Source organism: Staphylococcus epidermidis, from assembly GCF_006742205.1.
Lineage (GTDB): Bacteria > Bacillota > Bacilli > Staphylococcales > Staphylococcaceae > Staphylococcus > Staphylococcus epidermidis.
Genome location: NZ_AP019721.1, coordinates 1,531,329 through 1,544,128, shown reverse-complemented (window position 1 = coordinate 1,544,128; position 12,800 = coordinate 1,531,329). Strand labels below are relative to the sequence as shown.

The 12,800-nt window shown below is 32.0% G+C and carries 15 protein-coding genes and 1 pseudogene; 14 read left to right on the top strand and 2 right to left on the bottom strand.

Going from position 1 to position 12,800, the window contains the following annotated elements:
- Positions 1-120: 120 nt before the first annotated feature.
- The 4 genes from FNL83_RS07545 to hfq all read left to right on the top strand — a co-directional run bounded on the left by FNL83_RS07545 (position 121) and on the right by hfq (position 4,147).
- Complete coding sequence (locus tag FNL83_RS07545) at positions 121-1,794, top strand: glycerol-3-phosphate dehydrogenase/oxidase (protein WP_001832566.1); 1,674 nt, start codon at positions 121-123, stop codon at positions 1,792-1,794.
- 223 nt (positions 1,795-2,017) lie between these two features.
- Positions 2,018-2,944: an alpha/beta hydrolase gene (locus FNL83_RS07540; protein ID WP_002456557.1), complete on the top strand. Its 927-nt coding sequence runs from the start codon at positions 2,018-2,020 to the stop codon at positions 2,942-2,944.
- 11 nt (positions 2,945-2,955) lie between these two features.
- Positions 2,956-3,954: a tRNA (adenosine(37)-N6)-dimethylallyltransferase MiaA gene (miaA, locus tag FNL83_RS07535; protein WP_002439583.1), complete on the top strand. Its 999-nt coding sequence runs from the start codon at positions 2,956-2,958 to the stop codon at positions 3,952-3,954.
- Positions 3,908-4,147, top strand: a complete 240-nt coding sequence (gene hfq / locus FNL83_RS07530; protein ID WP_001829517.1) for an RNA chaperone Hfq — start codon at positions 3,908-3,910, stop codon at positions 4,145-4,147. The genes miaA and hfq overlap by 47 nt, the downstream gene beginning before the upstream one ends.
- 221 nt (positions 4,148-4,368) lie before the next feature.
- On the opposite strand, the gene FNL83_RS07525 is transcribed toward hfq, so the two are convergent.
- The gene (locus FNL83_RS07525; protein WP_002456556.1) at positions 4,369-4,845 is read right to left on the bottom strand and encodes a glutathione peroxidase; all 477 of its coding nucleotides are present in this window, start codon (positions 4,843-4,845) and stop codon (positions 4,369-4,371) included.
- 109 nt (positions 4,846-4,954) lie between these two features.
- On the opposite strand from FNL83_RS07525, the gene hflX reads away from it, so the two are divergent.
- The 10 genes and pseudogenes from hflX to FNL83_RS07490 all read left to right on the top strand — a co-directional run bounded on the left by hflX (position 4,955) and on the right by FNL83_RS07490 (position 11,866).
- Entirely contained in the window at positions 4,955-6,196 is a 1,242-nt protein-coding gene (gene hflX / locus FNL83_RS07520; protein WP_002456218.1) for a GTPase HflX, read from the top strand.
- A 15-nt stretch (positions 6,197-6,211) separates the two neighbouring features.
- Positions 6,212-7,450 carry a methionine gamma-lyase family protein gene (locus FNL83_RS07515; RefSeq protein WP_002456554.1) on the top strand — a complete coding sequence of 413 codons (1,239 nt, stop codon included), beginning with the start codon at positions 6,212-6,214 and terminating at the stop codon, positions 7,448-7,450.
- A 480-nt stretch (positions 7,451-7,930) separates the two neighbouring features.
- A complete protein-coding gene (locus tag FNL83_RS07510) occupies positions 7,931-8,296 on the top strand; it encodes a MerR family transcriptional regulator (protein ID WP_001829488.1) in 366 nt (121 codons plus the stop codon).
- 18 nt (positions 8,297-8,314) lie between these two features.
- A complete protein-coding gene (gene glnA, locus FNL83_RS07505) occupies positions 8,315-9,655 on the top strand; it encodes a type I glutamate--ammonia ligase (RefSeq protein WP_001829492.1) in 1,341 nt (446 codons plus the stop codon).
- Between the two features lie 263 nt (positions 9,656-9,918).
- Entirely contained in the window at positions 9,919-10,566 is a 648-nt protein-coding gene (locus FNL83_RS12085; protein WP_002456553.1) for a minor capsid protein, read from the top strand.
- Between the two features lie 42 nt (positions 10,567-10,608).
- Positions 10,609-10,962, top strand: coding sequence for a polymorphic toxin type 50 domain-containing protein (locus tag FNL83_RS12080; RefSeq protein ID WP_002456552.1), 354 nt, complete (start codon positions 10,609-10,611; stop codon positions 10,960-10,962).
- A 1-nt stretch (position 10,963) separates the two neighbouring features.
- Positions 10,964-11,158 carry a hypothetical protein gene (locus tag FNL83_RS07495; RefSeq protein WP_002456551.1) on the top strand — a complete coding sequence of 65 codons (195 nt, stop codon included), beginning with the start codon at positions 10,964-10,966 and terminating at the stop codon, positions 11,156-11,158.
- Positions 11,159-11,234: 76 nt separating this feature from the next.
- A pseudogene (locus FNL83_RS12215) lies at positions 11,235-11,331 on the top strand (hypothetical protein); the annotation flags it as partial.
- A complete protein-coding gene (locus FNL83_RS12210; protein WP_002456550.1) occupies positions 11,319-11,486 on the top strand; it encodes a hypothetical protein in 168 nt (55 codons plus the stop codon). The pseudogene FNL83_RS12215 and the gene FNL83_RS12210, both read left to right, overlap by 13 nt.
- Positions 11,483-11,866: a DUF4355 domain-containing protein gene (locus FNL83_RS07490; protein ID WP_002468913.1), complete on the top strand. Its 384-nt coding sequence runs from the start codon at positions 11,483-11,485 to the stop codon at positions 11,864-11,866. The genes FNL83_RS12210 and FNL83_RS07490 overlap by 4 nt, the downstream gene beginning before the upstream one ends.
- A 250-nt stretch (positions 11,867-12,116) precedes the next feature.
- Here FNL83_RS07490 and FNL83_RS07485 read toward each other — a convergent pair whose 3' ends face one another.
- Positions 12,117-12,800, bottom strand: coding sequence for an Ltp family lipoprotein (locus FNL83_RS07485; protein ID WP_002456548.1), 684 nt, complete (start codon positions 12,798-12,800; stop codon positions 12,117-12,119).

Sequence of the window (12,800 nt, the reverse complement as noted above, 5' to 3'; positions counted from 1 at the left end):
TAATCTAGATAAGTTAATAAGAAAATCGAGAAACGAGAGATTTGTTCGTACAAAACAATTTAATGTTATTGTGGGGATAAATTTCTCGTTTTTTATTTATAACTAGGAGGCGTTTAGATAATGTCATTATCTACATTGAAAAGGGATCATATTAAAAAGAATTTAAGAGACACTGAATACGATGTTGTTATCGTAGGTGGCGGTATTACAGGTGCAGGTATTGCTTTAGATGCAAGTAATCGTGGGATGAAGGTAGCTTTAGTAGAGATGCAAGACTTTGCACAAGGTACAAGTTCACGCTCAACTAAACTTGTACACGGTGGTTTAAGATATTTAAAACAACTGCAAGTAGGGGTAGTTGCAGAAACAGGTAAAGAACGTGCTATTGTTTATGAAAATGGTCCACATGTGACAACACCAGAATGGATGCTTTTACCTATGCATAAAGGTGGTACATTTGGTAAATTCTCAACTTCTATTGGACTAGCTATGTACGATCGTCTAGCTGGTGTCAAAAAATCCGAACGTAAAAAAATGTTATCTAAGCAAGAAACGTTAAATAAAGAACCTTTAGTTAAACGTGATGGATTAAAAGGCGGTGGCTACTATGTGGAATACCGCACTGATGATGCGCGTTTAACTATTGAAGTTATGAAAAAAGCTGCTGAAAATGGAGCAGAAATCATTAATTATACAAAATCAGAACACTTCACTTATGATTCCAATAAGAAAGTAAATGGTATTGAAGTATTGGATATGATTGATGGCGAAACGTATGCGATTAAAGCTAAAAAAGTTATTAATGCTTCTGGTCCTTGGGTTGATGAAGTGAGAAGTGGCGATTATGCACGTAACAATAAGCAATTAAGATTAACTAAAGGTGTACACGTTGTTATAGATCAATCTAAATTCCCATTAGGTCAAGCAGTTTACTTTGATACTGAAAAAGACGGACGCATGATTTTTGCGATTCCACGTGAAGGAAAAGCTTATGTAGGAACAACTGACACGTTTTATGATAATGAAAAAGCAACACCTTTAACAACACAAGAAGATAGAGACTACTTAATTAATGCAATTAACTATATGTTCCCAACAGTTAATGTTAAAGATGAAGATATTGAATCAACATGGGCTGGTATTCGTCCGCTAATTCTTGAAAAAGGTAAAGATCCTTCTGAAATCTCACGTAAAGATGAAGTTTGGGAAGGTGAATCTGGATTATTAACTATAGCAGGCGGTAAATTAACTGGTTATCGTCATATGGCACTAGAAATTGTTGATTTATTAGCTAAACGTTTAAAACAAGAATACGGATTGAAATTTGAATCATGTGCCACAAAAAATCTAAAAATTTCCGGTGGTGACGTTGGCGGAAGCAAAAACTTTGAACACTTTGTTGAACAAAAAGTTGATGCAGCTAAAGGATTTGGAATTGATGAAGATGTGGCACGTCGCTTAGCAAGTAAATATGGTTCAAATGTTGATCAACTATTTAATATTGCTCAAACGGCACCATATCATGATAGTAAATTACCATTAGAAATTTATGTTGAATTAGTTTATAGTATTCAACAAGAAATGGTTTACAAACCAACTGACTTCTTAGTACGTCGTTCTGGCAAATTATACTTTAATATTCAAGATGTGTTAGATTATAAAAATGCTGTGATAGATGTTATGGCGGATATGCTTAATTATAGTGAAACTCAAAAAGAAGCTTATACTGAAGAAGTAGAAGTTGCGATTGATGAGGCACGTACAGGTAATGATCAACCTGCAACTAAAGCTTAATCATTCCTATTGATTGAATATCTAATAGATTATAATAAACTACTTGTAGATGGAATAGATCTTTTTATCTACAAGTAGTTTTTTATTTTAATGCTATAAGCTTATATAAACTCAATATGCGTACGATTTGATATGATATCTCACACACGGTATATTAAATATGATATAGGTAGATGTACTATAAATGACATAACAAATAAAAAAAGGAATAGGGGCAGATGTTGTGAGTCAAAGTCATTTTAAAATAACAGTTGAAGATGGAACAATGTTAGAGGTGAAAATTGATAAAGCAAAAAAGAGTACTATTGGTATTGTTCATCTTTTCCATGGCATGGCTGAACATATGGACCGTTATCAAGAGTTAGTTGAGGCTTTAAATACACAAGGTTATGACGTTGTTAGACATAATCACCGTGGACATGGTAAAGAAATAGATGAGAATGAACGTGGTCATTTTAATAGCATGAATCAAATTGTAGATGATGCTTATGAAATTATTGAGACATTATATCTTGAAGAGCTCAATGTACCCTATATTATCATAGGTCATTCAATGGGCTCCATTATTGCTAGATCATTTGTTGAAAAGTATCCTGACATTGCTCAAGGTTTAATTCTTACAGGAACAGGTATGTTCCCCAAGTGGAAAGGTGTACCAATACGTTTAGCAATGAAGTTAGTTACATTTATTTTTGGGAAACGACGTCGACTCAAGTGGGTGAATCAATTATTGAATAAAACTTTCAATAAAAAAATCACTCAACCTCGAACAGATAGTGATTGGATTTCTACACGTCAGGATGAAGTTGATAAATTTGTGGAAGATGAATTTTGTGGATTCAAAGTATCTAATCAGCTCATTTATCAAACTTTAAAGACCATGATGAAGACAGTAGAACGACAACAACTAAAAAGAATGGACAAAGAACTACCTATACTATTTATTTCTGGGAAAGATGATCCTTTTGGTGAATATGGTAAAGGTATAAAGCATTTAGCTAGATTATATAAAAGAGCAGGTATTAAACATATAACAGTACAACTATATAAACATAAGCGTCATGAAATATTATTTGAAGAAGATTATTTGAAAACATGGCAACACATGTTTGAATGGATGGAAAAGCAAATTTTGAAAAAACAAAAGTGAGTGAATCTTAAATGACTGAAATGACAAAGCCTTTTTTAATCGTTATTGTAGGTCCAACTGCTTCAGGTAAAACTGAGTTAAGTATTGAAGTTGCTAAAAAATTTAATGGAGAAATTATTAGCGGAGATTCAATGCAGGTCTATCAAGGAATGGATATTGGTACAGCAAAAGTTACAACTGAAGAAATGGAAGGTATACCACATTATATGATAGATATTTTGCCTCCAGATGCTTCCTTTTCTGCATATGAATTTAAAAAAAGGGCAGAAAAATATATTAAAGATATTACTAGAAGAGGCAAGGTGCCTATTATAGCAGGAGGAACAGGACTATATATACAATCTCTCTTATACAACTATGCTTTTGAAGATGAATCCATATCTGAAGATAAAATGAAACAAGTTAAATTAAAGTTAAAAGAACTTGAGCATCTAAATAATAATAAGCTCCACGAATATTTAGCTTCATTCGACAAAGAATCAGCCAAGGATATACATCCTAATAACAGAAAAAGAGTGTTGCGAGCAATAGAATATTATTTGAAAACAAAAAAACTTTTAAGTTCTCGCAAGAAAGTGCAACAATTTACTGAAAATTATGATACATTATTAATAGGGATTGAAATGTCGCGTGAAACATTATATTTAAGAATAAATAAACGTGTTGATATTATGTTGGGCCACGGATTATTTAATGAAGTGCAACATCTCGTTGAACAAGGTTTTGAAGCGAGTCAAAGTATGCAAGCCATTGGGTATAAAGAGCTTGTACCCGTTATTAAGGGAAATATAAGCATGGAAAATGCTGTAGAGAAATTAAAACAGCATTCTCGACAATATGCTAAAAGACAGTTGACTTGGTTTAAAAATAAAATGAATGTTCATTGGTTAAATAAAGAAAGGATGTCACTTCAAATGATGTTAGATGAGATTACAACCCAAATAAATAAAAGGAGTTCTAACCATGATTGCAAACGAAAACATCCAAGACCAAGCACTAGAGAACTTTAAATCGGAAAAAACTGAAGTCACAATTTTCTTTTTAAATGGCTTTCAAATGAAAGGTGTCGTTGAAAATTATGACAAATATGTTGTAAGTTTAAATTCTCAGGGTAAGCAACATCTGATTTACAAACATGCGATCAGCACTTTCACTGTAGATAATGAATCGTCTGAAGCAACTGAAGTGAATAGTGAAGAATAAAAAGTTGTAATCAAAGTGCATTCATAATGCATCACCTCAATAGAAGTCAGATTTCGACTTATTTAAGAATGTTATTAAATATTGAAGCACATGTTTTAAACGTAGCACTTTAACACAAACCAAGGAATGTTTGTAATAAAAAATGCTTCATCTAATGTAAATATTGAATTCATTAATTCAGTTCAAAAACATTAGATGAAGCATTTTCTTGTTAAAATTTATTATAGTAATTTTTCAATTTCAGTCTTAATTTGTTCCGGTTTCTTTTGAGGGGAGAAACGTTTAATCACATTACCTTCACGGTCGATTAGGAATTTAGTGAAATTCCATTTGATTTTTTCGTTTATCATACCTTTAGCAGCGTTTGTTAAAAAGTGAAATAATGGATGTTGATTATCACCTTTAACATCAACTTTTTCATGAATAGGGAAAGTCACACCATAGTTAATTTTGCAATTTTGAGCAGCTTCTTCTCCCGATCCTGGTTCTTGACCGCCAAATTGGTTACATGGAAATCCTAAAATAATAAATCCTTGATCCTTATACTCATCATATAACTTCTGTAAACCTTCGAATTGAGGTGTAAAACCACATTCGCTAGCAGTGTTGACAATAAGCATAACGTCACCCTTATACTGCTCTAATTTATAACTTTCACCATTGTTTTTTTGTACAACAAAATCATAAATACTTTCCATTTTATCACCCTTTCGATATACATCTAATTTAACACAATTTGTGTAGTTAGTCTTTGTTCACACTCTATGATAAAATGTCTTGAGTAACTTTTAAAAGGAGATGTATAACGTGACACAGCATGCGACTTATAAAACAAAAAATAAACGAGAAACTGCTGTATTAATCGGTGTACATGCTCAAACGGATCGTCAATTTAATTTTGAATCTACTATGGAAGAGCTCGATGCTTTATCACAAACTTGCCAACTTAATGTTAAAGGACAAATCACTCAAAATAGAGAGCAATTTGACCATAAATATTATGTTGGAAAAGGAAAAATCGATGAAATAAAATCTTTCATAGAATTCCATGATATAGATGTTGTCGTAACCAACGATGAATTAACGACGGCACAGTCTAAAACGTTAAATGATAATTTGGGCATTAAAATCATCGATAGAACCCAATTAATTTTAGAGATATTCGCGTTGCGAGCGAGAAGTAGAGAGGGAAAGCTACAAGTAGAACTTGCACAACTCGATTATTTGTTACCAAGACTACATGGTCATGGTAAAAGCCTATCTCGTCTTGGTGGTGGCATAGGAACAAGAGGCCCAGGTGAAACAAAATTAGAAATGGATCGTCGCCATATTAGAACACGTATGAATGAGATTAAACATCAATTAAAAACGGTCGTGGATCATCGGGAAAGATATAGAAATAAACGTGAACAAAATCAAGTTTTTCAAATCGCTTTAGTTGGTTATACAAATGCAGGAAAATCGTCATGGTTTAATGTTTTAGCTAATGAGGAGACCTATGAAAAAAATATTTTGTTTGCAACATTAGATCCCAAAACACGACAAATACAAGTGAATGAAGGATTTAATTTAATTATTTCTGATACGGTAGGATTTATTCAGAAATTACCAACGACATTGGTGGCTGCGTTTAAATCTACACTAGAAGAAGCTAAAGGTGCAGACGTACTTATGCATGTCGTCGATGCAAGTCATTCGGAATACCGTACTCAAATTGACACTGTAAATCAAATTATTAATGATTTAGATATGGACCATATTCCACAAGTAGTTATTTTTAATAAAAAAGACTTATGTAACGAACAGATGGATGTACCTGTATCTAAATCTGCGCATGTTTTTGTATCTAGTCGTGATGAAAATGATAAACAAAAGGTGAAAAATTTAGTAATTCAAGAAATAAAAAATAGTCTCAGCCCATACGAAGAAATTGTAGATAGTGCTGATGCAGATAGATTATATTTTCTTAAACAACACACGCTTGTTACTGAATTAATATTTGACGAAACACAAGCATCTTATCGTATCAAAGGATTTAAAAAATTATAAAAAGGAAGACAGATTATGCAAGATTTTAGCAATTTAGTTGAAGAAGTTGAAAACACACTTATTCCTTACTTTAGAAAAATTGAAAAGCGTGCATTATTTAATCAGGAAAAGGTCTTAAATGCTTTTCACCATGTTAAAGCTAGCGAAAGTGATTTACAGGGGTCTACGGGTTATGGATATGATGATTTTGGGAGAGACCATTTAGAACAAATTTATGCGCACACATTTAAAGCAGATGACGCACTTGTAAGACCTCAAATTATTTCAGGTACTCATGCTATTACTTTAGCTTTACAAAGTACGTTAAAAAACAATGATGAACTACTTTATATTACAGGTAGTCCATATGATACACTTCTAGAAGTCATTGGTATAAATGGCAATGGTGTTGAAAGTCTTAAAGAATATGGTGTTCGCTATAATGAAGTCGAATTACGTGACGGTCGAATTGATATTCCTAAAGTCATCACTGCAATTAATGACAATACAAAAGTTGTAGCAATTCAACGATCAAAAGGATATGATCAACGTCCATCAATTACAATTAATGAAATTGAACAAGCAATAACATCTATTAAAGAGGTTTATCCCAATATCATTATTTTTGTTGATAATTGTTATGGAGAATTTGTAGAAGATAAAGAACCGATTGAAGTAGGTGCTGATTTAATCGCCGGATCATTAATTAAAAATCCAGGTGGAGGTTTAGCTAAAATTGGAGGATATATTGCTGGTAGACAAGACTTAATTGAACGCTGTGGTTATCGTTTAACAGCACCAGGCATTGGTAAGGAAGCAGGAGCCTCACTTAATTCTTTACAAGAAATGTATCAAGGATTCTTTCTAGCGCCACATGTGGTTAGCCAAAGTTTAAAAGGTGCACTGTTTACTAGTTTGTTATTAGAAAAAATAAACATGAAGACCTCCCCTAAATATAATGTTTATCGTACAGACTTAATTCAAACGGTTCAATTTGAGACCAAAGAGCAAATGATTTCATTTTGCCAAAGTATACAACACGCTTCACCAATTAACGCACATTTTAGTCCAGAACCTAGCTATATGCCTGGATACGAAGATGATGTCATCATGGCTGCAGGTACATTTATTCAGGGCTCGTCTATTGAATTATCCGCAGACGGACCTATACGTCCGCCTTATGAAGCATATGTTCAAGGTGGTTTAACTTATGAACATGTCAAATTAGCTGTTACACGTGCGGTGCAACATATGCAAGAAAACAATTTACTATAATTTTTAAGAGATTGAGATCAAAGTATAAAAGGTTGGGCTCAATATAAGAATATAGAATAAAAGCATTCTCGTATAATTCATTAAAACATCAAGGAAATATGATATAAATGATAACGATGTTATAAGGAGTTTGTTTTAGATAAGATTTTCGACTCCCCAAAAGTAATAGGTATAGAGAGAATGGACCATGTTCTAGCCTTATTCTTAGAGTTGTTACGCCTAAGATAAAAGTTTTTAAGCTTAGTTATACTTTGAAAAGCAATCTCTTTTTATTTCAAACATTATAAAATGTCTGAAAATTATAAAAAATTTTGTGTCATAAGCCATTTTCATTTCTAATTTTAATTAATTACTAATAACTAAACATTGATATAATAAGGTTTAGAGGGTTTATGTCAGAAAACCTTACATAATTTTGTAATTAAAGTAAAACTATGCTAAATTAATAACAAGTTCAAAAGTAGAGGAGAGGTTCAAGTAATGTCTAATGATTCAATCAGACGAAACATGGCCGTTTTCTCTATGAGTGTGGTTAGTAAATTGACAGATTTATCACCAAGACAAATTCGTTACTATGAAACACATGAACTTGTGATGCCTGAAAGAACAGATGGAAATAAGAGATTATTTTCTATGAACGATTTAGAGAGGTTGTTAGAAATAAAGTCTCTTATCGAAAAGGGATTTAATATTAGAGGTATTAAACAAATTATATTCGATGAGCAAGGGCATTTAACTACTGATGAACAAGAGACAAGAAAGAGAATGATTGTTGACGCAACGCAGAAACCACGTAGTGAAACATTACCAATAAATCGCGGCGATTTATCTCGATTTATTAAATGAAATTGGAGGATTTATACCATGCCAAAACGTAGTTTTACAAAAGATGATATTCGTAAATTTGCTGAAGAAGAAAACGTAAGATATTTAAGATTACAATTCACTGATATTTTAGGGACTATTAAAAATGTTGAAGTTCCAGTAAGTCAATTAGAAAAAGTATTAGATAATGAAATGATGTTTGATGGTTCATCTATTGAAGGTTTCGTTCGTATCGAAGAATCAGATATGTATTTACATCCTGATTTAGATACTTGGGTTATCTTCCCTTGGACTGCTGGACAAGGAAAAGTTGCACGACTAATCTGTGATGTATTTAAAACAGATGGTACACCATTTGAAGGTGATCCACGAGCTAACTTGAAGCGTGTATTAAGAAGAATGGAAGATATGGGCTTTACTGATTTTAATCTAGGGCCTGAACCAGAATTTTTCTTATTTAAATTAGACGAAAAAGGCGAACCTACATTAGAATTAAACGATGATGGTGGTTATTTCGATTTAGCTCCTACAGATTTAGGTGAAAATTGTCGCCGTGACATCGTTTTAGAATTAGAAGATATGGGCTTTGACATTGAAGCAAGCCACCATGAAGTAGCGCCAGGTCAACATGAAATTGACTTTAAATATGCAGATGCCGTTACAGCATGTGATAATATCCAAACATTTAAACTAGTTGTTAAAACAATTGCACGTAAGCATAATTTACATGCAACATTTATGCCAAAACCATTATTTGGTGTAAACGGTAGTGGTATGCACTTCAACGTATCACTATTTAAAGGAAAAGAGAATGCGTTCTTTGATCCTGAAGGTGATTTACAATTGACTGATACTGCATATCAATTTACAGCTGGTGTCCTTAAAAACGCTAGAGGATTCACTGCAGTATGTAATCCAATTGTCAACTCATATAAACGTCTTGTACCAGGTTACGAAGCACCATGTTATATTGCATGGAGTGGTAAAAACCGTTCACCTTTAGTACGTGTTCCAACATCTAGAGGTCTATCAACTCGTATTGAAGTACGCTCAGTTGACCCTGCAGCTAACCCGTACATGGCATTAGCAGCAATCTTAGAAGCAGGGTTAGATGGAATTGAGAATAAACTTGAGGTTCCAGAACCTGTAAACCAAAATATCTACGAAATGAATCGTGAAGAACGAGAAGCGGTTGGTATCCAAGACTTACCTTCAACTTTATACACTGCGTTAAAAGCAATGCGTGAAAATAAATCAATTAAAAACGCATTAGGTAATCATATTTACAATCAATTTATTAACTCAAAATCGATTGAATGGGATTACTATAGAACTCAAGTATCCGAATGGGAAAGAGAACAGTATATTAAGCAATACTAAGCGCTAAACAATTTCAGGGGAAACCTAATAGGGGTAAGGAGTTAAGGCATTTTGCCTTAGCTTCTTTTTTTACAGCTATATTTTGTTAATCATTTTATAATGAGTAAAGTATTTGGTCGAATGCATTAAAATGTAATCTTAATGTACTTTTTATCGACAAAACTTAAATAAATCAACAAGCCATCAATGATTCAATTTAGTGAAATGTACTGAAGAAATCTTGTGATGAGGCAAACAAAGCACTTAAACTTTATAATTTGTCTATGAAAGTATCTAGAGAAAAGCTATTAAAGCAGCAATTAGATTTGATAGTCAAAGACTCCGCTTTAGACATTCATGATGAAATAGAAAATAAGTTGGTTGATAGAGAAGTTGAAAGACAAGCACATATACTTGGTGAACATGTGAAAATTGATGACACTGAAGTAAAAGCGGTTGTTAACAGTAACTTTAAAGGTGTGAACTGGTCTACAAGATTATGTCAAGATATGGCTGTAGTTCAAAAAGAAGTAGAAAAAACAACGAGTAATGTATTACTTAGAGGGAGACATCCTAATGAGTACGTAGCTAAGTTTAAAAAGCAAACAAATACCACAACATATAATGCAAGTAGATTGTTAGTTACTGAATCAGCATGTGTGCAGGCTGAATCACAGAAGTTAACTTATCTTAAAGATTTAGGTGAAGATGGCGAATATAAATACGTGGCCAAAATCGACAAGAAAACATCTAAAATATGTCACTCTTTAAATGGCAAAGTATTTAAAGTTAAAGATATGATGCCTGGAGTTAATGCTCCACCTATGCACCCTTGGTGTAGAAGTACTACAGTAACACATGTGGGCAATTGGCGAGATAGATTCTTTACTGAGCGTAAAGGTAAGTATCAGACAGAGAATAAAGAATCATAAAAAGAAAAAAATACAAGAAAAAGCAAAAAAGAAATTCCTGATGTGATACGTAGTGGTAAAATAAAATTAGATATAAATCCTGAAAAACAAAATAGACATTCCTTAAATCATAGTTTATATTTGAAAAATAAAAATTTTGCATTAAAAAATAATGAAAGATTACCAAGTTATACTACGTTATCTATCAATGAATTAAATAGATTAGTACAACAGTACTCAACTTCTGGTAAAATCTTAATAAATAAAAACGGTTTTAACCATAAAAAAGTAATAAATTTTGAGAGGATTATAGGAAAAGCATTTATAGATGGAAAATATATTGAGACTACATTTGGTAAAGTGCATTATTCAAAAACAGACTCTCATATAATACCTTTTATAAGTAAGGAGAAATAAAATGTTAATTAAAGATGCTTATCGTAAAAATGTTATTGTCACACTTAAAAATAATGAAAAGTTTAAAGGTTTTGTGTTTGATTATGAAAACCCATTAGAAAGTGATACTGGAAACTATTCCCTGGATTTAGAGACAGATTTAGGAATATATTCAATTGATGAATCGGAAATAAAAAGTATAAAATTAATATCTTAGTAGCATCCTTTCTGCATAGATAAATAGAAAGTGGTGCTATTTTTATAAGCTTTTTTAACCTTCTACGGAAGGTTATTTTTTATGTCCAAAACGTGCTGATGACGTTATAAAAGCAAGTATGGAATACGCAGTCGACAGACTATAAACGGAGGTATATCTCATGGAGAACAATCAAAGTAATATTACTGAAGAAACGAAACACAATGATAATTTAGAAACAACTTATGAACAAACGCAACAAAAAGAGAAAACATTCTCTCAAGAAGAAGTATCTCAAATGATTAAGGATCGTTTAGCTAGAAAAAAAAGAAATCTGAATAACGTATGAAAGATGCAATTCAAGAAGCTGAAAAACTAGCCAAGATGAATAAAGACCAAAAGAATCAATATGAGTTGGAAAAGCTGTTAAAAGAAAATGAAGAACTAAAAGCAGAAAAAGCTTTATCTCAAATGAAGAATGAGACTCGTTCAATGCTTAATGAGTCAGGTTTAGAAAACTTCGATGATCAAATTGTTAATATATTAGTAAATACTGATGCTGAAAAAACAAGGAAAAATGTTGAATCATTTACTAACTTACTTAATCAAATGGTAAAATCAAATGTTGAAAAAGCATTAAGACAAGACTCACCAGTAAGCACTCAATCAAATAAAATGACAAAAGATGAAGAATCAGATTATCTTGTTTCAGGGAGAAAATGTCTATAAACAAATGTACTAAATTCTCAATTTTTAACATTCTACTTTATAAAAATTAAATAGAAAATTGAGTTTAACCTACTAGGTGGAGAATTTTCTCTATATCGATGACATTTTAAAAGATTGAAAGTAATTGTAACTATAAAATTTTATAATAACTGAATTTACAGTCTATAAAGATTATATTTATACGAATATATTAAAGGTTTGCTTTCAACTAAGAAAACAAACCTTTAATGTTAAAACTCTTTCTTAATGATTACCTATCTAAATGATTCATTGCATATTGTGCTTCTTCAGGAGTAAATCCTTCTCCATTTTCTGAAACGAGTTGATCATATAACGCTTGATTAGAAATGTTTATATTTTTTACGTAACTTTTTGCTAATCTCAGTGCATTCATTTTATAATCTACACTGATATGGTCAACAGCATACTGTGCTATGTCTGCCGGATATTTCTCTCCGTATTCCGAAGTTAATTGTTTGTATAAACTTTTCTTAGAGATAGGTAATGTATTTGCATATGACTTTGCTTGTGCTATAGCTGCATTTTGTTCGCTAGTTGGAGAAGCTGCTTCATCATTTGCGTTATTATTTTGATCTTTTGTGTTTTGCTTTAAGTTCACAGAGTTTTGTTTGTCTGTCTGCGTTGATTTTTCCATATTTTTATTTTTAGTTGTTTTTACATTATTTATATTAGACTTTTCTTTCATAGTTGATGCATGTTCTATTTGATTTGTTTTATTCTCATTTAATAGACTAACTTGAAATAAAAGTGTTAAAACTAAACTAATAATATAGACTGATGAAACAGTCAATTTTAACCAATTCTTCCAATGCGCATACCTCCACATTAGAAAGAGACCTAATGGAAAAATAAATAGCAATGTGAGAATAATAAACCAAGATTTTTGGTACCACGATTGTCGTTCTTGTTGCAT

Bases quoted from the DNA above. Each gene is read 5' to 3' on its own strand.
- FNL83_RS07545 (WP_001832566.1), top strand. From the start codon at position 121: ATGTCATTATCTACATTGAAAAGGGATCATATTAAAAAGAATTTAAGA.
- miaA (WP_002439583.1), top strand. From the start codon at position 2,956: ATGACTGAAATGACAAAGCCTTTTTTAATCGTTATTGTAGGTCCAACT.
- hfq (WP_001829517.1), top strand. From the start codon at position 3,908: ATGATTGCAAACGAAAACATCCAAGACCAAGCACTAGAGAACTTTAAA.
- FNL83_RS07525 (WP_002456556.1), bottom strand. From the start codon at position 4,845: ATGGAAAGTATTTATGATTTTGTTGTACAAAAAAACAATGGTGAAAGT.
- FNL83_RS07515 (WP_002456554.1), top strand. From the start codon at position 6,212: ATGCAAGATTTTAGCAATTTAGTTGAAGAAGTTGAAAACACACTTATT.
- FNL83_RS07510 (WP_001829488.1), top strand. From the start codon at position 7,931: ATGTCTAATGATTCAATCAGACGAAACATGGCCGTTTTCTCTATGAGT.
- glnA (WP_001829492.1), top strand. From the start codon at position 8,315: ATGCCAAAACGTAGTTTTACAAAAGATGATATTCGTAAATTTGCTGAA.
- FNL83_RS12085 (WP_002456553.1), top strand. From the start codon at position 9,919: ATGAAAGTATCTAGAGAAAAGCTATTAAAGCAGCAATTAGATTTGATA.
- FNL83_RS07495 (WP_002456551.1), top strand. From the start codon at position 10,964: ATGTTAATTAAAGATGCTTATCGTAAAAATGTTATTGTCACACTTAAA.
- FNL83_RS12210 (WP_002456550.1), top strand. From the start codon at position 11,319: ATGGAGAACAATCAAAGTAATATTACTGAAGAAACGAAACACAATGAT.
- FNL83_RS07490 (WP_002468913.1), top strand. From the start codon at position 11,483: ATGAAAGATGCAATTCAAGAAGCTGAAAAACTAGCCAAGATGAATAAA.
- FNL83_RS07485 (WP_002456548.1), bottom strand. From the start codon at position 12,800: ATGCAACAAGAACGACAATCGTGGTACCAAAAATCTTGGTTTATTATT.